Origin of the sequence: Streptomyces sp. NPDC060209 (assembly GCF_042728155.1) — a bacterium.
Taxonomy (GTDB): Bacteria; Actinomycetota; Actinomycetes; order Streptomycetales; family Streptomycetaceae; genus Streptomyces.
Genome location: NZ_JBHWZS010000043.1, coordinates 19,308 through 40,013 on the forward strand (window position 1 = coordinate 19,308; position 20,706 = coordinate 40,013).

The window sequence follows — 20,706 nt, forward strand, 5'->3', positions numbered from 1 at the left end:
CGTCCGTTCAGGAGGGCCAGGTACCGGTGGCCAGGAAGTGGTCGATGGTCTCCGTGTAGGGCCGGATGTCCAGGCCCTGCTCGCTCAGCCAGTCGTCCGAGTAGTACTTGTCGAGGTAGCGGTCGCCCGGGTCGCAGAACAGCGTGACGATGCTTCCCGTGCTCCCCCTCTCCACCATCTCGGCCACGAGCCTGAAGGCGCTCCACAGCCCGGTGCCGGTCGAGCCGCCCGCCTTGCGGCCGATGGCGCGCTCCAGCACCCGGACCGCCGCGACGCTGGCCGCGTCGGGCACCTTCATCATCCGGTCGATGGCTCCGGGCACGAAACTCGGCTCCATCCGGGGCCTGCCGATGCCTTCGATGCGTGAGCCGCAGTCGGCGGTCGCCAGCTGATCGTTCCGGGTCCATCCGTCGAAGAAGCAGGAGTTCTCCGGGTCGGGTACGCAGATCCGTGTGTCGTGCTGCATGTAGCGGACGTAGCGTCCGATGGTCGCTGAGGTACCGCCGGTGCCGGCGGTGGCGACGATCCAGGCGGGCTCGGGGTACCGCTCCAGCCTGAGCTGCTGATAGATCGACTCGGCGATGTTGTTGTTGCCCCGCCAGTCGGTGGCGCGTTCGGCGTAGGTGAACTGGTCCATGTAGTGTCCGCCGGTCTCGGCCGCGAGGGCCGCCGACTCCTCGTACAGCCGGCGGGAGTCGTCGACGAAGTGGCACTGACCACCGTGGAATTCGATGAGCCGGCACTTCTCGGGGCTGGTGGTGCGGGGCATCACCGCGACGAACGGCACACCGATCAGCTTCGCGAAGTACGCCTCCGAGACGGCGGTCGAGCCGCTGGACGCCTCGATGACCGGCTTGCCGCGGCGGATCCAGCCGTTGCAGAGCCCGTAGAGGAAGAGCGAACGGGCAAGCCGGTGCTTGAGGCTGCCCGTCGGGTGCGTCGACTCGTCCTTGAGGTAGAGGTCGATGCCCCAGTGCTCCGGCAGCGGAAAACGCAGGAGATGGGTGTCCGCGGAGCGGTTGGCGTCCGCCTGGACCTTGCGCACCGCCTCCTTGAGCCAGGCCCGGTAGTCCGGATCGCTCCGGTCGATGTCCACGGTCTCCATGACGCCACCGCCGGGTGTGTGCTCACCGGTGTCCATCAGCGGTCTCCTTCGGGTGACGGGCGGTACTTCGTGGGACCCACGATATTCCCCCCACCTGCACAAACGTTTACTTTGACGGCCCATAGCCCTCCCTTGGCCCAGGCGTCCCGGGCTCCCACGCCCCGAAGGCGGACCCGGCCGGACGCCGGGCCGGAATCGGTGGTGATGAGGCCTGGTGCACGAGCCCTGTCCGCGGGCAGACTTGCAGAAGCCGGTACAAGGGGGGCGAAGTAGCCATGGCCGAGACAGAATTCAGCCCTGCGGATTTTGGTGCGCCGGAGTTCGGCACGGTGGAGTTCCGCGCGAGCGATGTCAGGATCCAGCGGTGGGCGCGGTCGCTGACCAGGGCCGGCCAAGTGATCGTCAAGGACGGCCGGATCGCGCTGCTGACGAGCAACGGGCGGGAGATCGCCAGTGCCCCGGTGACGGCGGTGAGCGCGAAGCCGTGGTTCCTGGCCGCCGACTCGGCGGTCGCCCGTATCAACGGAGTGCGGTATCGGCTGACCATGGGCCAGCGCAACCGCAGGCCCGGCGGGGCCGCGCCGGTACGCAGATTCCTGGAGGCGCTGCGGGGTGCGGCGGGACGGCGGGTCTGACACTGCGGTCCGGCACGGACACCGCGAGTTGCGGAGCCCAACCCCCTGGGTCACGCTGGTCACACGTCACTGATGGTGTACCGGCGGTGACAGCGAAAGCCGCCCCGCCGGGAGCCACGCAGGGCGGACCACGCATGACCAGAAACAGCAGTCAGCCATCTGCTGGATCCGTTCCTTCGTCTTCTTCCGGACCAATTTCGGGGAGTCGCAGCCGTGATCAGCGAGCCAAGCAGGCACTGCGCGGTGGAGCTCCAGGCCCTGCCGTCGCGGATCGGTCAGGTCCGCAGAATCGTTTCGGCGCAACTGCGCTACTGGCATCTCGATCCTCTGATCGACCATGCAGCGCTCGGCGTCACAGAACTGCTGACCAATGTCCACCGGCACGCACAGCCGGACAAATCATGCACCGTCGAGATCGAGCTGCTGCTCGACCGGCTGACGGTCTCCGTCCACGACCACGACCCCCGGCTGCCGACCGTGTGCGATGCCGATTCGTCCGCCACCTCCGGGCGCGGGCTGGCGATGATCGCAGCGGTCAGCGAGAGCTGGGGCGTACGACCGAGCGATGACGCGGGAAAGATCATCTGGTTCACCCTGCCCGCACCGTCCTTCACCACCGCCGCCATGCATTCCCTCCCGGTGTACGGGTCGACGACCGACGGCCCGTTCGGCTCGGACGTCGCGGGGTTCATGGAGCCGACGGCAGCACGGACTCGGGCCCGGTCGGCCGTCGTCGGCTGACGGGAACGGGGCCGCGCACAGCGCACCGGGGCGCGTCGATCCACTCGCGATCGACGCGCCCCGTTCCTCTCGCGTCGCAACCTCTGGCCCGGCATCCTGCGGCGGTCACTCCGGGCCGTCCTTGTCGTAGCGGCCGTAGGGCTCGTCCAGGACGGAGAGCCTCCGCCAGTACTCGTCCTCGTCGATCTCCCCCGCGGCGAACCGCCGGCCCAGGAGGTCGATCGGCGAGTGCTCGCCCACGGGGCCGCCACGGCGGACACCGTGCGGCTGCCAGGGAGCCCGGCGGCCACGCCACACGGTGCGGCGCAGCAGCGCGATGACGCCGACGGCGACAGCCGCCCAGATGATCGGGAAGAAGAGGATCCAGGGTCCGGGTCCTGGGGAGTTCGCCAGGGTGTTCATCTCGGTCAGCTCCTCGGTCAGGGGTTCCATCCGTGCGTTCCTGTCACCTACGAGCCTGTGTCCTGGAGGGGGTCGGAAGCGTCGTACGGGTGGCGGCAGTACGCGTACAGCGGTAGGAGTACGCCGAGGCACGGGGCCTGCTTCCCGCGATGTGCCGGATCTCGCAGATTCTGTACCTACTGGTATGTACAGTGACCTCATGAGCACTCCGGACCGGTTGATCGAGGCCACCCAGGAGCTCCTGTGGGAGCGCGGCTATGTGGGCACCAGCCCCAAGGCGATCCAGCATCGGGCAGGGGCGGGTCAGGGCAGCATGTATCACCACTTCGCGGGCAAGCCCGATCTCGCGCTCGCCGCCGTGCTCCGCACCTCCGCCGAGATGCGGGAGACGGCCGGGCGCCTGCTGGACGGCCCCGGACCGGCGTACGAGCGGATCTCGGCCTATCTGCTCCGCGAGCGCGAGGTGCTGCGGGGCTGCCCGGTGGGCCGGCTGACGATGGACCCCGAGGTGGTGGCCAGCGACGCGCTGCGGGCCCCCGTGGACGAGACGATCGGCTGGCTGCGGGGGCGGCTCGCCGAGATCCTCCAGGAGGGCCTGGACCAGGGCGAGTTCTCCCCCGGCATCGCACCCGAGGATGTCGCGGCGGCCGTCGTGGCCACGGTCCAGGGCGGCTACGTCCTGGCCCGCGCGTCCGGATCGACAGCCGCCTTCGATTCTGCCGTCCAGGGGCTGCTCTCCCTTCTCGCCCCGCACACCACATCAGCCCGCCCGGCCTGAGGAATACGCGATGCACGCCATGCAGTACGAGATCACCCTTCCCGCCGACTACGACATGGAGATCGTCCGCAGGCGGGTCGCGACCCGTGGCCATCTCCTCGACGACTTCCCGGGCCTGGGTCTGAAGGCGTACCTGATCCGCGAACGCGGTGACACCTCACCGGTCAACCAGTACGCCCCTCTGTATCTGTGGTCGGCCCCCGAGGGCATGAACACCTTCCTCTGGGGGCCCGGATTCCAGGGCATCGTCGACGACTTCGGCCGCCCGGTGGTGCAGCACTGGACCGGACTCGCCTACCAGGAGGGAGCGGCCTCGAAGACGCTTCCCCGCACCGCGGTCCGCCGCCGCGAGCGGATCACGGACACCGTCCGGCCGGCCGACGCGGTGGAGGCGGCGCTGGAGGAGAGCCGCCGGCTGGCTTCCGCACCCGGAGCCGTCGCCACGGCGCTGGCCGTCGACCCGCGCCACTGGGAGCTGCTCCACTTCACCCTCTGGGAACACGAGCCGCCCCAGGTGCCGGGCGACCGCTACGAGGTACTGCACCTGTCGTCGCCGGAGCGTGACCGGCTTGCGCGGGGGAAGCAGTGGTGAACCTGGTCCGTACGGCCCTCGGGGACATCCCCGCCGGGGAGCTCGGAGGGTGCGACGCGCACGACCACCTCCTCATCCGTACTCGCCGGTCAGGCCAGTGCGGCCAGCGGGTCGTCGAGTACGGGCTGCCAGGCCATTTCGGCCGCGCCCACCAGGCTGTTGTGATCCAGCGTGCAGGACAGGATCGGCACGCTGCCGCTGCGGCCCCACAGGCTGCGGTCGGCGACCACGGCCCGCAGTCGTTCGGGGTCGGCCTCCAGGAGGTCGCGGTGCAGTCCGCCCAGGATGATGCGGTCCGGGTTGAGGATGTTGACCAGCCCGGCGAGGCCGAGGCCGAGCCGGTCGATGAGCTCCTCCGCGGCGGCCCGCACATCGGGGTCGCCGTACTCCGTGCGCAGCAGGTCGCCTGACTGCTTGAGCAGCGACTCCTCGGGGCCGGGTTCCCGGCGGGCGGCGGTGAGGAAGGCCAGGGGGTCGGTCTCGACGTCGAGGCAGCCTCTTCCGCCGCAGTGGCAGGGGCGGCCCTCGGGGTTCACCGTGAGATGTCCGACTTCCAGGGCCAGTCCCGAACTCCCGCTGTGCAGGCGGCCATCCAGGACCAGGGCGCCGCCCACGCCCCGGTGACCGGTGGCGACACAGAGCAGGTGCTGGGCACCACGCCCGGCGCCGTGCCGGTGCTCCGCGAGGGCGGCGAGGTTGACGTCGTTGGCGGTGAACGCGGGACCGGTGATCCCCGCGGCGCGCACGCAGGCGGAGAAGATCTCCCGGACCGGCGACCCGGCCGGCCAGGCGATGTGCAGCGGGTTGAGCGCCGTTCCCTCGGGTTCGGCCACGGCCGAGGGCACGGCGAGCCCGGCGCCGACGCAGCGCAGCCCGCTCTCGCGCAGGAGTTGGGCACCGGCCTCGACGACCTCCCCGAGGACCTGGGCGGGATCGGCCATGACGGCGACGCAGCCGGGCGCGGTGGCCACGATCCTGCCGCCGAGCCCCACGAGCGCGGCACGGAAGCCGTCGGAGTGCACCTGGGCCGCGAGAGCCACGGGCCCGCCGTCCCGGACGGACAGCCGGTGCGAGGGGCGGCCCTGCGAACCGGCGGCGGAGCCCGGGCTGGAGTCGACCTTGATGAGCCCGAGCGCCTCGAGCTCCGCGGCCACCGCACCCGCCGTGGCACGGGTGACGCCGAGCTCGGAGGTCAGCACGGCACGGGTGGGAGCGCGCCCTGTGTGCACGAGCTCCAGGGCGGGCCCGAGCGCGCTGCGGCCCCTCTCCAACTTCGTCCGTGTGGTGGTCGACTTGCCGTTCATGGGGGCGAGTCTCCCATGATCCGGAGCCGCTGCCGACGCTCCGGCATCCCGCACCGTTCACCGGCCGGTCACCGGGGCAGCGGCCTTGCGTACGCCGTCGGGGCGACTCTATGCTGAATTTGTGCCGCGCGTAAACAAAATGCGGACGGTCCCGTCGGGGGGACTTGGCGGAGACACCGTCCCACTCCCGTCGGCCCGCCTCCGTACCGCCCTGACCGTGTTCTTCGCCCTCGACGGCTTCCTCTTCGCCGGCTGGGTGGTCCGTATTCCGGCCATCAAGCACCAGACGGGGGCCACCGCCTCCACTCTCGGACTCGCCCTGCTCGGCGTCTCCGCGGGTGCGGTGATCACCATGATGCTCACCGGCAGGCTCTGCCGACGCTACGGAAGCCATGCGGTCACCGTGGTCTGCGGCGTGCTGCTGTCGCTGAGCATCGCCCTTCCCGCGCAGATGGGTTCGGCTCTCACCCTCGGCCTCGTCCTCCTGATCTTCGGCGCCGCGTACGGCGGGTTGAACGTGGCGATGAACAGCGCGGCCGTCGATCTGGTCACCGCGCTGCGGCGCCCGGTGATGCCGAGCTTCCACGCCGCGTTCAGCTTCGGCGGCATGGCCGGCGCGGGCCTCGGCGGGCTGGTCGCGGGCAGCCTGTCCCCGGGGACGCATCTCGTCGCCCTCACGGGCATCGGGCTTCTCGTCACCGCGGTGACCGGCCCGGTGCTCATGCGCAGCGGGCCTGCCGCACCCCCTGTGGAACAGCGGGTGGCGGACGCTCCGGAGCCGCCGAAGGGGATGAGCACCCACGCGCGCCGGATCGTGATCCTGTTCGGCGTCATCGCCCTCTGCACGGCGTACGGCGAGGGGGCGCTTGCCGAGTGGGGCGCACTGCATCTCAGCCAGGACCTGGGAGCCTCCCCCGGCCCCGCCGCCGCCGGATACTCCCTGTTCGCACTGACGATGGCCATCGGCAGGCTCACCGGCACCGCACTCCTCGAACGATTCGGGCAGACACGAACGCTCGTGGCGGGTGGGGCTACGGCGGCGGCGGGGATGCTGCTCGGCGCGCTGGCCCCGGCCCTCTGGCTCGCGCTGCTCGGCTTCGCCGTGGCCGGTCTGGGCCTGGCCAACATATTTCCCGTCGCGGTCGGCCGGGCGGGCGCGCTGGCCGGCCCCAGCGGGGTGGCCGCCGCGTCGACCCTGGGCTACGGCGGGATGCTCCTGGGACCGCCGGTGATCGGCTTCCTCACCGACTGGTTTTCCCTTCCGGTGGCCCTCACCACGGTGACGCTGCTCGCCGCCACGGCGGCGGTACTGGGCTACACGGCCCGCAACGCGACGAACGCCTGAACGATTGAGTAGTCGTACTCAGGCGCCACCAGTCCCTCCGGCGCACCATGGAAGCATCAGCCATTCACGGGGAGCGGACATGAACCACCTGACGAACTCGCGGCGACTGCGCACGCTGGCACGCCTGACCTTCGGCAACACGACTTCGCGGATCTACCTCGGCCTCGTACTGGCGGTCACGGTGTTCGTCGCGGTCGACACGCTTTTCGTGTCCCACGAGGACGCGTCGTTCGCCGGTGTCTGGCTGTTCTTCCTCGCCGCGCCGACCGTATTCGTCTTCCTCCTCGGCAGCTCGATGGCCGGTGCGGACGCCGGAGGCCCCACCTGGTTCGTCTATCTCTCCCTGGTGGTGTCGGTGCTCGTCCAGGCCTGTGCGCTCGGCTGGTTCCAACGGCTGCTCCGAGGCCCCCGCCGTGGCCGCTCAGCGCATCCCCAGGGCGCCTGACACCGCTCTGGCACAATCGCCGGCGTGGAGATCCCGGAGCATTTGACCGCCCTTGCCGAAGAAGGCCGCGCACTCGCCTCCGCCGCCCGTGAGGCGGGGCCGGAGGCCCCGGTCCCGACCTGCCCGGGATGGCGGGTACGCGATCTCCTCAAGCACACCTGCATGGTGCACCGCTGGGCAACCGGGTTCGTCGTCGAAGGTCACCGGACGTACCACCCTGCGCGCGAGGAGCCCGACCTGGACGGCGACGCGCTGTTCGACCGGTTCACCGAGGGCCACCGCCTCCTGGTCGACGCGCTCCGGGCCGCCCCGGCCGACCTGGACTGCTGGACCGTCTTCCCCTCGCCCTCCCCGCTCGCCTTCTGGGCGCGCCGGCAGGCGCACGAGACCAGGATTCACCGGGTGGACGCGGAGTCGGCGCGGGGCGGCCCGCTGACATCCGTGACAACACCGCACGCGGTGGACGGCATCGACGAACTGCTTGCCGGCTTCCACGCCCGCGCCAAGAGCCGGGTACGCACGGAGTCCCCGCGCACACTCCGGGTGCGGGCCGTGGACACGGACGCGGTGTGGACCGTACGACTGTCGGTCGAACCGCCGCTCACGGTGTCCGGGGCCGACGCCCTGGACACGCCCGCCGACTGCACGCTGAGCGGCACGGCCGAGGAGCTCTTCCTGGTGCTGTGGAATCGCCTGCCGCTCTCGTCCCTCGACCTGTCGGGAGACAGCGCGGTCGCCGGGCTGTGGGAAGAGAACTCGGCGGTCGTCTGGTCCTGATGCGAGGCCGGCCGGGCCAGGCCGGTCCCGGTCCGGGTCCGGTCCGGGTCCGGTCCAGGTCCGTTCAGACCCCGGCTGGGTTCAGCGTCCGGCCTGGTTCAGTTTCCGGTGGGTTCAGTTCCGGACTGGTTCAGTTCCGGACTGGTTCAGTTTCCGGCGGGTTCAGCATCCTGGAAAGCACCGCCCGTTGAACGGGTCCGGCCTCCGCGTGGCGAGCCCGGCCGGCATCGGTCAGCTCGACACGTACGCCTCGGCGGTCCTCGCTGCACATCGCGCGGCGCACGAGGGCGTCCCTCTCCAGCCGCGCCACGAGACGCGACAGCGCGCTCTGGCTCAGATGGACCCGCGAAGCGATCTCCTGAACGCGCAGACAGGCACCGCCGCCACCCGCCGCAGCCTCCGCGAGGACGTCCAGGACCTCGAAGTCACTGGCTCCCAGGCCGTGCGGGTCCAAGGCCCGATCGAGCTCGGCCAGGGTCCTGGCGTGCAGCGCGAGCATCTCGCGCCACTCGCCGACGAGCGCCTGATCGGACTTCTTCGCTGCCATGACGGCACGCTAGCAGAGGAGCGAGATGTTCATGCATCCGCAATAGATGCACACGCATACCCACTTCCTGGTGCACGGAACTGCAGCGTGCACGGATCCGGATGCACGGATCCGGATGCACGGAACGGAAAGGCGCACTTGCCGTCGGCCACGACCCCTGTGACACTCCGGACATGTCACGACGCACTCAGGCGGATCGGGACGCGATGACCGTCGAGATCGGCTATGCCTTGGTCAGCGCGGCCCTGGTGGCCGCGGCGACATTCGCCGGGGTCTTCCTCCCCGCCCTGCTCCTCGACCTGTCGGACGGTGCCGAACACATGCTGTTCCGGGCCGGGGCCGTACTCGGGGCAGTGGCGTTCGCCGCCCGGGTCGTCCATGTGCTGTGGCGTTTCCCCCGCGCGGCCGAGGAGCGGCGTCTACCGCCCGTTCAGCCGAGCCAGCCAGGACGAACGAGCCCCGACTCGTAGGCCAGCACGACGAGTTGCGCCCTGTCCCGCGCACCCAGCTTGACCATGGCCCGGCTGACATGGGTCTTGGCGGTGAGCGGGCTGACGACGAGCCTGCGGGCGATCTCCTCGTTGGAGAGCCCGATGCCGACCAGGGCCATGACCTCCCGCTCACGTTCGGTCAGTTCATCGAGGACCGTCGCCGCCGCGGGCTCCTTGGAGCGGGCCGCGAACTCGGCGATCAGCCGGCGGGTGACTCCCGGCGACAGCAGTGCGTCCCCGCCCACCACTGCTCGCACCGCCCGCAGCAACTCGTCCGGTTCGGTGTCCTTGACCAGGAATCCGGAGGCTCCCGACCGGATCGCCTCGAAGACGTACTCGTCGAGTTCGAAGGTGGTGAGCATGACCACCTTCACCTCGCGGAGGGCCGGGTCCTCGGTGATCGCACGGGTCGCGGCCAGGCCGTCCAGCTTCGGCATCCGGATGTCCATGAGCACGGTGTCGGGGCGCAGTTCCCGCACCAGACGTACGGCCTCCGCCCCGTCGGCGGCCTCGCCGGCCACCTCGATGTCCGGCTGGGCGTCCAGAAGCGCCCGGAAACCGGCCCGGACCAGCAATTGGTCGTCAGCGAGCAGTACGCGGATCACGACGTGTCCTCCGTTTCCGAGCCTTCGGGTGCGGGGGGACCGCCCTCCCGGCCGGGCCGCAACGGGAGTTCCGCCGTGACCCGGAACCCGCCGCCGGGCCGGGGACCCGCGTCGATCGTTCCACCCAGCGCCGCGGCCCGCTCACGCATTCCGACGAGCCCGTTGCCACTGCCTCCGGCATCGTCGCCGGTCGCGGGCCCTTCGTCGTCGACGAGGAGCCCGAGGTGCGCGCCGCCGTACGCGATCCGGACTTGTGCGGTACGCGATCCGGAGTGCCGGACCACATTCGTCAGGGCCTCCTGCACGATGCGGAAGGCGGCGAGGTCGGTACCGGGCGGGACCGGCCCCCGCGCGCCGTCCGTCTCGACGGTCACGGTGAGGCCCGCTCCGGCGGCCTGGTCGATCAGCTCGGGCAGGCGGTCGAGGCCTGGGGCGGGGGCGCGGGGTGCATCGCCCGGAGTCCGGAGGTTCTCCAGCACCTGACGCACCTCGCCGAGCGCTTCCTTGCTTGCCGACTTGATCGTGGTGAGCGCCGTGCGTGCCTGTTCGGGATCGGAGTCGAGCAGGGCCAGCCCGACCCCGGCCTGGACGTTGATGACGGAGATGCTGTGGGCCAGGACGTCGTGGAGTTCACGGGCCATGCGCAGCCGTTCCTCGTCGGCCCGCCGCTGCTCCGCGGCCTCCCGCTCCGCCCTGGCCGCCGCCCACTGCTCGCGGCGCACCCGGAGAAGTTCCGCCGCGGCGACGATCGCCACGACCCAGGCGGTGACGAACGCCTCCTGTGCCCAGGGGGCAGGACCGTCGCCGTCCGGCGGCAGCCATCGGTACAGCCAGTGCGCCGCGAGCAGGTGCCCCGCCCACAGCGTGCCCAGCGAGCACCAGGCCGCCTTGCGGTGCCCCGACACGATGGCGCCGAAGCAGCCGACGGCGACGGCGAGGAAGACCGGGCCGTACGGATACCCCAGCGCGAGATACACGAGCGTCGCGGCGGACGTACCGGCTACGGCGAGAACGGGGTGGCGGTGGCGCACGAGCAGCACGGCGACCGCGGCGAGCAGCAGCAGTCGGGCGACGATGCCCAGCGGCTCTCGATCCTGACCGTGCGCGGCGACGGTGGTACCCACCATCACGATCACGCCGACCACGACGGTCGAGAGCCACGGCAGCCGGTCGCCGCGGCTCCCCCGGCCGCCCGGCATCTCCCAGCCGCCGTGTCTTCCGCGCCACGGGGGCCCGTGGGCGGCCCATCGGCCACCAGGCCTCGGGTGAGGGCCGGCACCCGGGTGCGCTCGCTGATCCTGCATACCGGCCACGCTAGACGCGCGGCCCCCTGGTGCACGTCAGCCGGGCGTGGTGATCCCGCGTACTCCCTGCGGAGTACACGTCCCGGCGGGAAGGCCACCGCCCCGGCATTGCCCCCACGCCGCACGGGTGCCCCTGGCCACTCCCGTTGCTGCCGGGTGTGGACGCCATGACCACTCCCGGTGCCGGGCGTGGGAACCCCTGGCCACTCCCGGTGCCGGGCGCGCGGGACGCCGGGTCCCGTACGCGCCGCGCCGCGCAGAGACGCCCCGACGCCTCCCCGCCTTGCGTCAGACCCCGGCGCCGCCGCCCCCGGCGGGCCGGCCGTCCAGCAGGCCCACCGAGCGCCCGAGCTCGTGGACAGCGTGCCGGAAGAACTGTCCACGCGCCTCGACGACCCGGTTGAACTGGCCGAAGAGCTCGAAGGAGACAAGCCCGAAGAGCTGAGCCCACGCGGAAACCAGGGCCACCACGACGGCCGGCGGAAGGTCGGCGGCCAGGTCGGCGGCCATGCGCGCGGCCTCGGGGCGCAGTTCGGCGGTCAGCGGAGGGACGGCGAGACCGTCGGCGAGGTGGGCGTCGCGTACGAGACCGATGAGTACCTGCCCCACACGGGAGGCAGGGCCGACGGTGTCCAGCGGAGCGGTGTAACCGGGGACGGGCGAGCCGTAGATCAGCGCGTACTCATGGGGGTGGGAGAGAGCCCAGTCCCGTACCGCGCAGGCCACCGCCACCCAGCGGGCGGGGTGGGGGCCCGCCGAGCCACCGGCTTTCGCCCGGGCCGCCTCCGCGGCTTCGCCCACCGCGTCGTAGGCGTCGACGATGAGAGCCGTCAGCAGGTCGTCGCGGCTGGGGAAGTAGCGGTAGAGCGCGGAGGACACCATGCCGAGCTCGCGGGCCACGGCGCGCAGGGAGAGTTTCGCGGCGCCTTCCGCCGCGAGCTGCTTCCTGGCCTCGTCCTTGATCGCCGCGGTGACTTCGACGCGGGCGCGTTCCCTGGCTCCTCGAATGGTGCTCATGGCATCAGTCTGCCACGCGACTGGAGCACCGCACACGAAAGAGAGCAGTGCTCTTGCTTTCGAGCACCGCACTCGTGCACACTGCTCTCAAGCGAGAGCACCGCTCTCTCAACGGTGGGAGTCACCATGTCGCAGCAGCCGTACTACCTCCAGGCCGGCGCCTTCGCACAGCGGATGAACAGCGTCGTCGGCTGGCTCGCACGCCATGGCGTCAGTCTCCTCGGCTCCGCCGAGATGTCGGTGCGTGGCCGCAAGAGCGGGCGGATGCAGCGCATCCCCGTGAACCCGCACCGCCACGACGGCGTCCAGTACCTGGTCTCCGCCCGCGGCCACTCCCAGTGGGTGCGCAACATGCGCGTGGCCGGAGGCGGAGAACTGAAGGTGGGCAGGAAGGTCCGCGCGTTCACCGCCGTGGAGATCGCGGACGACCAGCAGAAGGTACGGATCCTCCGCGCCTACCTGAAGCGCTGGGGCTGGGAGGTCGATCAGTACTTCCAGGGCGTCACGGTGAAGTCGACCGACGCCGAGCTCCTGGCCGCGTGCCCCGACCACCCCGTCTTCCGGATCACGGTCGGGAGCTGATCCTGTCCGACCCCTGACGGTCCATCGCATGCAGCGCCCGCTGGGCCAGCGGATGTGAGCGGACCAGCTCGGCCAGTGACGTCGTCCCCCGGGTGATTCCCGCGAACGCGTTCCAAGCAGGACGGAAACCCGTCAGAACCGCGTGCAGCAGCCCGGGGCGCCGCTCGAAGAGCCTGAGCATGCGGCGTCCGACGCTCATCTCCACACCCAGCCCCGCCTTGATCGCGAACGCGTAGTTGAGCGCCTGCCGTCGGGCGTCGACCGCGTCGTGCGACTCCGCGATCCGCACCGCCCATTCACCCGCGAGCCGTCCGGACCGCAGGGCGAAGGAGATGCCCTCCCTGGTCCAGGGCTCCAGCAGCCCTGCCGCGTCGCCGCAGACCACCACACGTCCGCGGGAGAGCGGCGAGTCGTCGCTGCGGCACCGGGTCAGATGGCCGGAGGAGATCGTCGGCTCGAACCCGGCAAGGCCCAGCCGGCCTACGAAGTCCTCCAGATACCGCTTGGTCCCCGCACCGTCGCCGCGTGCCGAGATCACACCGACGGTCAGTGTGTCCCCCTTGGGGAAGACCCAGCCGTAACTCCCGGGCATCGGTCCCCAGTCGATGAGCACCCGGCCGGCCCAGTCCTCGGCGACCGTCTCCGGAACGGGGATCTCCGCCTCGAGTCCGAGGTCCACCTGGTCGAGCTTCACGCCGACATGAGCCCCTATGCGGCCCGCGCTCCCGTCCGCGCCGACGACGGCGCGTGCGAGCACCGTCTCACCGCCGGCCAGCACCACGGCGACCGTGCGCCGGTCGGGCACGGCGGTGCCGTGCTGCTCGACCCGCGTCACCGCTGCACCCGTACGCAGCTCGGCGCCCGCCTTCTGGGCCTCCTCCACCAGACCGGCGTCGAACTCCGGCCGGTTGATCAGCCCGAAGAGCATGCGCTTGGACTTGCGGGTGCGCGCCAGCTTCCCGTTGAGCGAGAAGGTGACCGCGTGGATCCGGTCCTTCAGGGGCAGTTCGAATCCGGGGGGCAGGGAATCCCGCGAGAACCCGATGATTCCGCCACCGCATGTCTTGTAGCGGGGGATCTCCGCCTTCTCCAGCAACAGCACCCGGCGGCCTGCGACGGCCGCCGCATACGCCGCGGATGCTCCGGCCGGGCCCGCGCCGACCACGACGACGTCCCAGACCGAGGACTCCTGCGGTACCGACGACGACTCATCCGGCTCACGTCCGGCGTCTGCGTTCTCGCTGCTCACGATGTGCTTCTGCTCCCGATCCGACCAGTGGCCCCAACTGCTCACGGCATCCTACGGCGCGCCGCGGCCGAACTCCGCTGTGGGAGGATCAGCCTTGAATTCGTTGTACACGCAACGCCGCATCCACGGCGTCGCCCCCCGGCCGCGTACACAGCGCGCCATAGTCCTAACGTCGCACCCACGAGGAGCGTGCCCATGACCGCCCGTCCGATTTCCGAGACCGTTGCCTCGCTGATGCCCCGCGCGAAGGCGGAGCTCGCCGAGCTGGTGGCCTTCCGGTCGGTGGCGGACCCCGCGCAGTTCCCCAGGAGCGAGTGCGAGGCGGCGGCCGGCTGGGTCGCGGACGCGCTGCGTGCAGAGGACTTCCAGGACGTCGCCCTGCTCGACACTCCCGACGGAACGCAGTCGGTGTACGGCTACCTTCCAGGCCCGGCCGGCGCGCCCACGGTGCTCCTCTACGCGCACTACGACGTGCAGCCCCCGCTCGACGAGTCCGCCTGGCTGTCCCCGCCGTTCGAGCTGACCGAGCGCGACGGCCGCTGGTTCGGCCGGGGTGCCGCGGACTGCAAGGGCGGCTTCATCATGCACCTGCTCGCGCTGCGCGCCCTCAAGGCGAACGGCGGCGTCCCGGTCTCCGTCAAGGTGATCGCGGAGGGCTCGGAGGAGCAGGGCACGGGCGGTCTCGAACAGTACGCCGAGGCGCACCCGGAGCTCCTGGCCGCCGACACGATCGTCATCGGTGACACCGGCAACTTCCGTGTCGGGCTGCCCACCGTCACCGCCACGCTGCGGGGTATGACCATGCTGCGGGTGCGGCTGGACACCCTCGAGGGGAACCTGCACTCGGGGCAGTTCGGCGGCGCGGCACCGGACGCTCTGGCCGCGATGATCCAGCTGCTGGCCTCCCTGCGGGCCGAGGACGGCACGACGACGGTCGACGGGCTCACGACCGACGCGGAGTGGGACGGACTGCAGTACGCGGAGGGCGAGTTCCGCGCGGACGCCAAGGTGCTCGACGGCGTGGGGCTGATCGGCACGGGGACGGTCGCCGACCGCATCTGGGCGCGGCCCGCGGTCACCGTCATCGGCATCGACTGCCCGCCGGTGGTCGGAGCCACCCCGTCGCTGCAGGCGAGCGCCCGGGCACAGGTCAGCCTGCGGGTGCCGCCGGGCCAGGACGCCGCCGAGGCCACGAAGCTGCTGACCGCCCACCTCGAGTCCCACGCCCCCTGGGGTGCGCGGGTCTCCGTCGAACAGGTCGGCCAGGGACAGCCGTTCCGCGCCGACATCACCAGCCCCGCCTACACGTCGATGGCCGAGGCAATGCGGCTCGCCTACCCGGGCGAGGAGATGCAGGCCTCCGGCATGGGCGGCTCCATCCCGCTGTGCAACACCCTGGCCGCCCTGTACCCGCAGGCGGAGATCCTGCTCATCGGGCTGAGCGAGCCCGAGGCCCAGATCCACGCCGTGAACGAGAGCGTGTCCCCCGAGGAGCTCGAGCGGCTCTCGGTCGCCGAGGCGCTGTTCCTGCGGAACTACGCGGAGTCCAAGAAGGGCTGAGGGCGCGTACGGGCCCCTGGATTACGCGCCCGGCGAAGTCGCCCGGAGCGTTCTTCCGGGCGACGGGCGGCCCGGCGTCCGTAGGCGATCTGCACGCGGCGGCCGCAGTCGAGGACGGCGTGCGCGGTCTCGGCCGTTCCGCGGGCCGCCGCACGGTGAACGGCGGCCCGCAGGAGGCTACCGGCCGCCCACGGGCACCCCGGCCTCCAGATTCAGCACGGTGGACCGCTCGCGGGCGCGCAGTGCCCAACGGAGCCGCTCGAAGCGCGTCGGAGGGAGCATGCCGGCCGCCTCCTCCTCGGTGACGAACCGCCAGCCGCGCAGTTCCGAACCCGGCAACAGCAGCTGTGCGGCCTCCTCACCACGCAGACGGCCGCCGTCGAACAGGAAGCGCAGTCCGCCGTAAGCGGGTGGCTTCGGCGCCTCCCAGTCGACCACCAGGAGCTTCGGCACCGTGTCCAGGCGGAGCCCTATCTCCTCGGCGACCTCCCGTATCCCGGCCTGTGCAGGGGCCTCCCCCGGCTCGACGACCCCGCCGGGGAACTCCCAGCCGGGCTTGTAGGTGGGGTCGACCAGCAGCACCCGGTCCTGCTCGTCGAAGAGCAGCACCCCGGACGCGACGGTCTCCGCCCGCGGCTCGGGGGTCTGGACTATCCCGCATTCCCTGGCCTCACCCGTGCGGAGCGCTTCGGCGATCCGCTCGGCCGTCTCGTACGGGGTGAGGGCGCTGGTGTCGATCGTGTGTGCGTCCGCGGTGATCCACCCGAGCGCCGCCCGGTAGGGCTCGATGTGCTCGTACGCCCACTGCCGGATCCGCTCGCTGTGCTCGGGATCGTCGGCGAATTCCTCACGCTCGGCGATCCGCCTCCGCAGGATCGTTTCCTCAGGTGAGAGCAGTACATGGCGCACCGGTATGCGCCGGGAGGCGAGCCCGCCGAAGATCTCGTCGCGGTAGTCCTGTCTCAGCAGTGTCATCGGCACCACCAGCACCCCGGAGAGCTCGGCGAGAAGCGCGGCGGCCGTGTCGACCACCAGGCGCCGCCAGATCGGCAGGTCCTGGAAGTCGGTCACTTCGGCGAGCTTCTTCTGAGGCAGTAGCCGGCGCAGCCCCCCGCCGATCAGTTCGGGGTCGTAGAAGGTGCTGTTCGGGATCAGATCGATCAGTTCGCACGCGGCGCTGGTTTTGCCCGCACTGAACGCACCGTTGATCCAGACGATCACGGGTCCCCCTCTTCCGTAGCCCCCTGTGGCTTGCCCGCAACACCCGGCTCCGGAAACCCGCAGGGGTCATGCGGTTGATCCGGCGCGGCCGCCGGGGCGCTCCACCGCACAGGTCCGGGCGGGCGCGCTGCCGTAACGAGGAGCGGTCGGACGTCGTTGGATCAGGCAGTCACCGGAACGACGAGGGGGTACGCGGTGCGCCGCACGGTACTTGAGCGTTTTCCAGCCGGAGGGCCGCGGGGAAGCCGTCCCGCGGAGGAGTTCGCGGCGGCCCGCCGCGGTGAGGGCATGGCTGCCGAGGTCGTGATGGACCTGGAGCTGGACGCCTTCCTGGTGGTGGTGCCCCAGCAGCCGACGGACAGGGGGCCGCTGACCCGGAGGTCCGGGGCCTGACTACGGGGCGGCCACCGCCCGCACGCCGTTCGAGGCGCCGGGACGGACCGTCGAGGCCGCGGCCGCCGCACCGACCAGGCCGGCATCCGTACCCATCACCGCGGAGGTCACGGTGAGGCCCTGGACGAAGGAGAGCGTGGCGTAGTCGCGCAGTGACCTGCGCAGCGGCGCGAAGAGCACCTCGCCCGCACCGGCCACTCCTCCTCCGATCACGGCGATGTCGATGTCGGCCAGGGTGGCGGTTGCGGCGATCCCGGCGGCGAGCGCCTGGGCGGCCCGCTCGAAGGAGGCGGCCGCGACGGGGTCTCCCGCGCGGGCGGCGGCGGCCACCGCGGCGGCCGTCGCATCGCCGTCCGGGCCGGGGAGCCAGCCGTTTTCCAGGGCCCGCCGGGCGATGTTGGGCCCGCTGGCGATGCGTTCCACACAGCCGCGCGCGCCGCAGGGGCAGGGGTCGCCGTCCAGGTCGACGCTGATGTGACCGATGTGACCGGCGTTTCCCGAGGGGCCCGGGTGCAGCTTTCCTCCGAGCACGAGGCCACCTCCGACGCCGGTGGACACGACCAGGCACAGCGCGTTGTCATAACCACGCGCGGCGCCGAGCCAATGCTCGGCCGCCGTCATCGCGACCCCGTCACCGACGAGTGTGACCGGCAGCCCGCCGGTCGCCGCGGCAACCCGGTCCACCAGCGGAAAGCCGCGCCAGCCCGGGACGTTGACCGGGCTGACCGTGCCGGCCGAGGCGTCCACTGGTCCCGCGCTGCCGATGCCGACCGCACGCACCCGATGCCACAGCGGAGAGGCCGTCAGCTCCGCCAGGACGTCGCTCACCGCGCCCATCACGGCCTCGGCGCCCTCGCGGGCCGGCGTCGGGCGCTGCGCCCGCGCGAGAAGGGATCCGCCGCCGTCCACCAACGCCCCGGCGATCTTTGTACCGCCGATGTCGAGCGCGGCGACGAGGTCGGTATGCATCGGTGTGGACTCTCCGGAGGGGGTGAGGCGCAGGACCTGCGACTTCAGTCAGATGGTCCACCCAGTCTCCATTCTCTTGACAACGTTGTCCAGGGCCTATGCTCGACGCCACAGCATCCGGCCCTCCCCGGCACCGCCGTCGAGGGCCGGAATCACCCGTTCCCGACGACAGGACAGCGCACCGTGGCCGAGACCGCCCGCCATTCCGAGTCCCGCTACGGCAACAGGCCGACCATGAAGGATGTGGCAGCCCGTGCCGGAGTAGGCCTCAAGACGGTCTCACGCGTGGTGAACAGCGAGCCCGGAGTCACCCCCGACACCGAGCGCCGCGTCCAGGAAGCCATCGAGGCACTTGGGTTCCGCCGCAACGACAGCGCGCGCGTCCTGCGCAAAGGCCGCACCGCGTCCATCGGCCTCGTCCTGGAGGACCTCGCGGATCCCTTCTACGGCCCGCTGAGCCGCGCCGTGGAGGAAGTGGCCCGCGCCCACGGCGCGCTGCTGATCAACGGCTCCAGCGCCGAGGACCCGGAGCGCGAGCAGGAACTCGTACTCGCGCTCTGTGCCCGCCGGGTGGACGGCCTCATCGTGATCCCGGCCGGGGACGACCACCGCTATCTGGAGCCCGAGATGAAGGCGGGCATCGCCACTGTGTTCGTCGACCGTCCGGCGGGCCGGGTCGACGCGGACATGGTCCTCTCGGACAGCTTCGGCGGAGCCCGCGCAGGCGTCGCCCACCTGGTCGCGCACGGCCACCGCAGGATCGGCTTCATCGGCGACCAGCCGCGCATCCACACCGCGACGGAACGCCTGCGCGGGTACCACGCGGCCATGGCCGACGCCGGGATCGCCGTCGAGGACGCCTGGGTCTCCCTCGGCCCGACCGACCCCGCCCGGGTCAGGGCCGCCGCCGAGGCCATGCTGACCGGCCCCGAACCGGTGACCGCGCTCTTCGCGGGCAACAACCGGGTGACGGTCACCGCCGTCCGCGTCCTCGCCGAGTGCGACCGCCGGATCGCCCTGGTCGGCTTCGACGACATCGAGCTGGCCGACCTGCTCGGCATCACGGTGATCTCGCAGGACGCCGCGGCGGTCGGCCGTACGGCGGCGGAACATCTGTTCCGCCGCCTCGACGGCGCCGCTCACGCCCCTGCGAGGGTGGAGCTCCCGACCCGGCTCATCGCGCGCGGCTCGGGAGAACTCCCGCCCGAGTGACGGCTTACGGCGCCGTCACGGTCAGCCCGCCGCGGCGGGGCGAGGCGAACGCGTCGAGGTCCTCGCGGGTCAGACCGGTGAGGGCCTCGACCTCCGGGGTGTCCAGGGCACCGCAGTCGATACCCCTGAGCAGATATCCGCTGAGCGCCTTGGCGGTTGCGGGCTCGTCCATGACGTCTCCGCCGGCCTTGGCCACGTAGGCCGCGAGCCGGGACGCGGCCTGGCCGAGGCCCTCGCGGTAGAAGGTGTAGACGGCGGCGTAGCGGGTGGGCAGATGGCCCGGGTGCATGTCCCAGCCCTGGTAGTAGGCGCGGGCGAGGGCGCGGCGGGTGAGACCGTAGTGCAGGCGCCACGCGTCGTGGACCTGCTCGGTGGGGCCGACGGGCAGCACGTTGGTGGAGCCGTCGCAGACCCGCACGCCGGTGCCCGCGGCGGCGACCTGCATGACCGCCTTGGCGTGGTCGGCCGCGGGGTGGTCGCTGGACTGGTAGGCGGGGCTGACGCCGACGCAGGCGCTGTAGTCGAAGGTCCCGTAGTGCAGACCGGTCGCCCGGCCCCGGGCGGCGTCGATCATGCGGGCCACGGCGGCGGTGCCGTCCGCCGCCAGGATGGACTGGCTGGTCTCGATCTGGATCTCGAACCCGAGGCGCCCGGAGGCCAGACCGTGGGCCTCCTCGAAGGCCTCGAGCAGCCGCACGAAGGCGGTGACCTGTTCGGGGTACGTCACCTTGGGCAGCGTCAGGACGAGCCCCTCGGGGAGGCCTCCGGCCCGCATGAGGCCGGTGAGGAAGATGTCCGTGGTGCGGATGCCCCGGTCGCGCACGGCGGCTTCCATGCACTTCATCCGGATGCCCATGTACGGAGCCGCGGTCCCGTCGGCGTACGCCTCGGCGACCAGCCGCGCCGCGCGGGCGGCGGCCTCGTCCTCCTCGGCGTCGGGGCGCGGCCCGTAGCCGTCCTCGAAGTCGATGCGCAGGTCCTCGACAGGCTCGCGCTCCAGCTTGGCGCGTACACGGTCGTGGACGGGCTCCGCGAGTTCCTGCGGGATCCCGAGGGCAGAGGCGAGAGCGGCGGCGTCGGGGGCGTGCTCGTCGAGCGCCGCCAGCGCCTGGCCGCCCCAGGTGCGGAGGGTGGTGGGGGTGAAGCTGTCGGCGGGCACGTAGACGGTGTGGACGGGCTGGCGCGTGCCGGGGTCCCCCGGGTAGCGGCGGGCGAGTTCGGCGTCCACCGACGTGAGGGAGGCGCTGATCTCCTCACCGACCGTGCCGGCGAGGCTCGTTGCCACCTTCTCCTGCTGACCCATGACCGTACCCTCCACGTATTCAGTATTTCCGCTTCCCGGAATCTTTCATCCGCATAGTGAAGTTATAAGCCTCCCAGTCCCTGCGTCAATGGTGATCGGAAACAGCCCGGGGCCGCGCGGTGTGAACAC

At 71.5% G+C, this 20,706-nt stretch carries 23 protein-coding genes; 12 read left to right on the plus strand and 11 right to left on the minus strand.

Annotated features, from left to right (window positions below):
* Window positions 1-7: 7 nt before the first annotated feature.
* Entirely contained in the window at window positions 8-1,141 is a 1,134-nt protein-coding gene (locus ACFWFI_RS11600) for an L-cysteine desulfhydrase Cds1 (RefSeq protein ID WP_387388052.1), read from the minus strand.
* 239 nt (window positions 1,142-1,380) lie between these two features.
* On the opposite strand from ACFWFI_RS11600, the gene ACFWFI_RS11605 reads away from it, so the two are divergent.
* Together ACFWFI_RS11605 and ACFWFI_RS11610 are read left to right on the plus strand one after the other, a co-directional pair.
* On the plus strand, window positions 1,381-1,740 hold the full coding sequence (locus ACFWFI_RS11605; protein WP_387388053.1) for a hypothetical protein: 360 nt from the start codon (window positions 1,381-1,383) through the stop codon (window positions 1,738-1,740).
* Between the two features lie 213 nt (window positions 1,741-1,953).
* On the plus strand, window positions 1,954-2,481 hold the full coding sequence (locus ACFWFI_RS11610) for an ATP-binding protein (protein WP_387388055.1): 528 nt from the start codon (window positions 1,954-1,956) through the stop codon (window positions 2,479-2,481).
* Window positions 2,482-2,586: 105 nt separating this feature from the next.
* On the opposite strand, the gene ACFWFI_RS11615 is transcribed toward ACFWFI_RS11610, so the two are convergent.
* Window positions 2,587-2,883 carry an SHOCT domain-containing protein gene (locus tag ACFWFI_RS11615; RefSeq protein ID WP_387388086.1) on the minus strand — a complete coding sequence of 99 codons (297 nt, stop codon included), beginning with the start codon at window positions 2,881-2,883 and terminating at the stop codon, window positions 2,587-2,589.
* Between the two features lie 199 nt (window positions 2,884-3,082).
* Here ACFWFI_RS11615 and ACFWFI_RS11620 point away from each other — a divergent pair, with 199 nt between their 5' ends.
* The gene (locus ACFWFI_RS11620; RefSeq protein WP_387388056.1) at window positions 3,083-3,661 is read left to right on the plus strand and encodes a TetR/AcrR family transcriptional regulator; all 579 of its coding nucleotides are present in this window, start codon (window positions 3,083-3,085) and stop codon (window positions 3,659-3,661) included.
* Window positions 3,662-3,671: 10 nt separating this feature from the next.
* Complete coding sequence (locus ACFWFI_RS11625; RefSeq protein ID WP_387388057.1) at window positions 3,672-4,253, plus strand: DUF4865 family protein; 582 nt, start codon at window positions 3,672-3,674, stop codon at window positions 4,251-4,253.
* 89 nt (window positions 4,254-4,342) lie between these two features.
* Here the strand turns inward: ACFWFI_RS11625 and ACFWFI_RS11630 are convergent, their stop codons facing one another.
* A complete protein-coding gene (locus tag ACFWFI_RS11630; RefSeq protein ID WP_387388058.1) occupies window positions 4,343-5,557 on the minus strand; it encodes an ROK family protein in 1,215 nt (404 codons plus the stop codon).
* Window positions 5,558-5,678: 121 nt separating this feature from the next.
* Between ACFWFI_RS11630 and ACFWFI_RS11635 the strand changes: the two genes are divergently transcribed.
* From ACFWFI_RS11635 to ACFWFI_RS11645, 3 genes are all read left to right on the plus strand, one after another.
* Complete coding sequence (locus ACFWFI_RS11635; RefSeq protein ID WP_387388060.1) at window positions 5,679-6,902, plus strand: MFS transporter; 1,224 nt, start codon at window positions 5,679-5,681, stop codon at window positions 6,900-6,902.
* A gap of 79 nt (window positions 6,903-6,981) precedes the next feature.
* Window positions 6,982-7,347, plus strand: a complete 366-nt coding sequence (locus tag ACFWFI_RS11640) for an SCO4225 family membrane protein (protein WP_387388062.1) — start codon at window positions 6,982-6,984, stop codon at window positions 7,345-7,347.
* Between the two features lie 24 nt (window positions 7,348-7,371).
* Complete coding sequence (locus tag ACFWFI_RS11645) at window positions 7,372-8,124, plus strand: maleylpyruvate isomerase family mycothiol-dependent enzyme (RefSeq protein WP_387388064.1); 753 nt, start codon at window positions 7,372-7,374, stop codon at window positions 8,122-8,124.
* Between the two features lie 130 nt (window positions 8,125-8,254).
* On the opposite strand, the gene ACFWFI_RS11650 is transcribed toward ACFWFI_RS11645, so the two are convergent.
* Window positions 8,255-8,671 carry a MarR family winged helix-turn-helix transcriptional regulator gene (locus tag ACFWFI_RS11650; RefSeq protein ID WP_387388066.1) on the minus strand — a complete coding sequence of 139 codons (417 nt, stop codon included), beginning with the start codon at window positions 8,669-8,671 and terminating at the stop codon, window positions 8,255-8,257.
* Window positions 8,672-8,844: 173 nt separating this feature from the next.
* Between ACFWFI_RS11650 and ACFWFI_RS11655 the strand changes: the two genes are divergently transcribed.
* A complete protein-coding gene (locus ACFWFI_RS11655; protein ID WP_387388068.1) occupies window positions 8,845-9,141 on the plus strand; it encodes a DUF6332 family protein in 297 nt (98 codons plus the stop codon).
* Here ACFWFI_RS11655 and ACFWFI_RS11660 read toward each other — a convergent pair.
* The 3 genes from ACFWFI_RS11660 to ACFWFI_RS11670 form a co-directional block, all read right to left on the minus strand.
* Window positions 9,102-9,767 carry a response regulator gene (locus tag ACFWFI_RS11660; RefSeq protein WP_387388070.1) on the minus strand — a complete coding sequence of 222 codons (666 nt, stop codon included), beginning with the start codon at window positions 9,765-9,767 and terminating at the stop codon, window positions 9,102-9,104. The two genes, ACFWFI_RS11655 and ACFWFI_RS11660, sit on opposite strands and share 40 nt — an antisense overlap.
* Window positions 9,764-11,071 (minus strand): sensor histidine kinase, encoded by a 1,308-nt coding sequence (locus ACFWFI_RS11665; RefSeq protein ID WP_387388072.1) that lies wholly within the window; start codon window positions 11,069-11,071, stop codon window positions 9,764-9,766. The genes ACFWFI_RS11660 and ACFWFI_RS11665 overlap by 4 nt, the downstream gene beginning before the upstream one ends.
* A gap of 288 nt (window positions 11,072-11,359) precedes the next feature.
* The gene (locus ACFWFI_RS11670; RefSeq protein ID WP_387388073.1) at window positions 11,360-12,088 is read right to left on the minus strand and encodes a TetR/AcrR family transcriptional regulator; all 729 of its coding nucleotides are present in this window, start codon (window positions 12,086-12,088) and stop codon (window positions 11,360-11,362) included.
* A 126-nt stretch (window positions 12,089-12,214) separates the two neighbouring features.
* Between ACFWFI_RS11670 and ACFWFI_RS11675 the strand changes: the two genes are divergently transcribed.
* Entirely contained in the window at window positions 12,215-12,670 is a 456-nt protein-coding gene (locus ACFWFI_RS11675) for a nitroreductase family deazaflavin-dependent oxidoreductase (RefSeq protein ID WP_387388074.1), read from the plus strand.
* On the opposite strand, the gene ACFWFI_RS11680 is transcribed toward ACFWFI_RS11675, so the two are convergent.
* A complete protein-coding gene (locus tag ACFWFI_RS11680) occupies window positions 12,654-13,919 on the minus strand; it encodes a geranylgeranyl reductase family protein (protein WP_387388075.1) in 1,266 nt (421 codons plus the stop codon). The genes ACFWFI_RS11675 and ACFWFI_RS11680 overlap by 17 nt on opposite strands.
* 195 nt (window positions 13,920-14,114) lie before the next feature.
* Here ACFWFI_RS11680 and ACFWFI_RS11685 point away from each other — a divergent pair, with 195 nt between their 5' ends.
* Window positions 14,115-15,479, plus strand: a complete 1,365-nt coding sequence (locus tag ACFWFI_RS11685) for a dipeptidase (protein ID WP_387388076.1) — start codon at window positions 14,115-14,117, stop codon at window positions 15,477-15,479.
* A 177-nt stretch (window positions 15,480-15,656) separates the two neighbouring features.
* On the opposite strand, the gene ACFWFI_RS11690 is transcribed toward ACFWFI_RS11685, so the two are convergent.
* Window positions 15,657-16,700 (minus strand): NUDIX hydrolase, encoded by a 1,044-nt coding sequence (locus ACFWFI_RS11690; RefSeq protein WP_387388078.1) that lies wholly within the window; start codon window positions 16,698-16,700, stop codon window positions 15,657-15,659.
* Window positions 16,701-16,895: 195 nt separating this feature from the next.
* Between ACFWFI_RS11690 and ACFWFI_RS11695 the strand changes: the two genes are divergently transcribed.
* The gene (locus ACFWFI_RS11695) at window positions 16,896-17,093 is read left to right on the plus strand and encodes a hypothetical protein (RefSeq protein ID WP_387388080.1); all 198 of its coding nucleotides are present in this window, start codon (window positions 16,896-16,898) and stop codon (window positions 17,091-17,093) included.
* On the opposite strand, the gene ACFWFI_RS11700 is transcribed toward ACFWFI_RS11695, so the two are convergent.
* Window positions 17,094-18,062: an ROK family protein gene (locus ACFWFI_RS11700; protein WP_387388081.1), complete on the minus strand. Its 969-nt coding sequence runs from the start codon at window positions 18,060-18,062 to the stop codon at window positions 17,094-17,096.
* Window positions 18,063-18,245: 183 nt separating this feature from the next.
* Here ACFWFI_RS11700 and ACFWFI_RS11705 point away from each other — a divergent pair, with 183 nt between their 5' ends.
* On the plus strand, window positions 18,246-19,274 hold the full coding sequence (locus ACFWFI_RS11705) for a LacI family DNA-binding transcriptional regulator (RefSeq protein WP_387388082.1): 1,029 nt from the start codon (window positions 18,246-18,248) through the stop codon (window positions 19,272-19,274).
* Window positions 19,275-19,278: 4 nt separating this feature from the next.
* Here the strand turns inward: ACFWFI_RS11705 and ACFWFI_RS11710 are convergent, their stop codons facing one another.
* Complete coding sequence (locus ACFWFI_RS11710) at window positions 19,279-20,577, minus strand: DUF6986 family protein (protein ID WP_387388084.1); 1,299 nt, start codon at window positions 20,575-20,577, stop codon at window positions 19,279-19,281.
* Window positions 20,578-20,706: the final 129 nt, after the last annotated feature.

What these genes read in the sequence shown, in the direction of transcription:
- ACFWFI_RS11600 (WP_387388052.1), bottom strand. Translation starts at nt 1,141, where the DNA reads ATGGACACCGGTGAGCACACACCCGGCGGTGGCGTCATGGAGACCGTG.
- ACFWFI_RS11605 (WP_387388053.1), top strand. Translation starts at nt 1,381, where the DNA reads ATGGCCGAGACAGAATTCAGCCCTGCGGATTTTGGTGCGCCGGAGTTC.
- ACFWFI_RS11615 (WP_387388086.1), bottom strand. Translation starts at nt 2,883, where the DNA reads ATGAACACCCTGGCGAACTCCCCAGGACCCGGACCCTGGATCCTCTTC.
- ACFWFI_RS11620 (WP_387388056.1), top strand. Translation starts at nt 3,083, where the DNA reads ATGAGCACTCCGGACCGGTTGATCGAGGCCACCCAGGAGCTCCTGTGG.
- ACFWFI_RS11625 (WP_387388057.1), top strand. Translation starts at nt 3,672, where the DNA reads ATGCACGCCATGCAGTACGAGATCACCCTTCCCGCCGACTACGACATG.
- ACFWFI_RS11630 (WP_387388058.1), bottom strand. Translation starts at nt 5,557, where the DNA reads ATGAACGGCAAGTCGACCACCACACGGACGAAGTTGGAGAGGGGCCGC.
- ACFWFI_RS11640 (WP_387388062.1), top strand. Translation starts at nt 6,982, where the DNA reads ATGAACCACCTGACGAACTCGCGGCGACTGCGCACGCTGGCACGCCTG.
- ACFWFI_RS11650 (WP_387388066.1), bottom strand. Translation starts at nt 8,671, where the DNA reads ATGGCAGCGAAGAAGTCCGATCAGGCGCTCGTCGGCGAGTGGCGCGAG.
- ACFWFI_RS11655 (WP_387388068.1), top strand. Translation starts at nt 8,845, where the DNA reads ATGTCACGACGCACTCAGGCGGATCGGGACGCGATGACCGTCGAGATC.
- ACFWFI_RS11665 (WP_387388072.1), bottom strand. Translation starts at nt 11,071, where the DNA reads ATGCAGGATCAGCGAGCGCACCCGGGTGCCGGCCCTCACCCGAGGCCT.
- ACFWFI_RS11670 (WP_387388073.1), bottom strand. Translation starts at nt 12,088, where the DNA reads ATGAGCACCATTCGAGGAGCCAGGGAACGCGCCCGCGTCGAAGTCACC.
- ACFWFI_RS11675 (WP_387388074.1), top strand. Translation starts at nt 12,215, where the DNA reads ATGTCGCAGCAGCCGTACTACCTCCAGGCCGGCGCCTTCGCACAGCGG.
- ACFWFI_RS11685 (WP_387388076.1), top strand. Translation starts at nt 14,115, where the DNA reads ATGACCGCCCGTCCGATTTCCGAGACCGTTGCCTCGCTGATGCCCCGC.
- ACFWFI_RS11700 (WP_387388081.1), bottom strand. Translation starts at nt 18,062, where the DNA reads ATGCATACCGACCTCGTCGCCGCGCTCGACATCGGCGGTACAAAGATC.
- ACFWFI_RS11710 (WP_387388084.1), bottom strand. Translation starts at nt 20,577, where the DNA reads ATGGGTCAGCAGGAGAAGGTGGCAACGAGCCTCGCCGGCACGGTCGGT.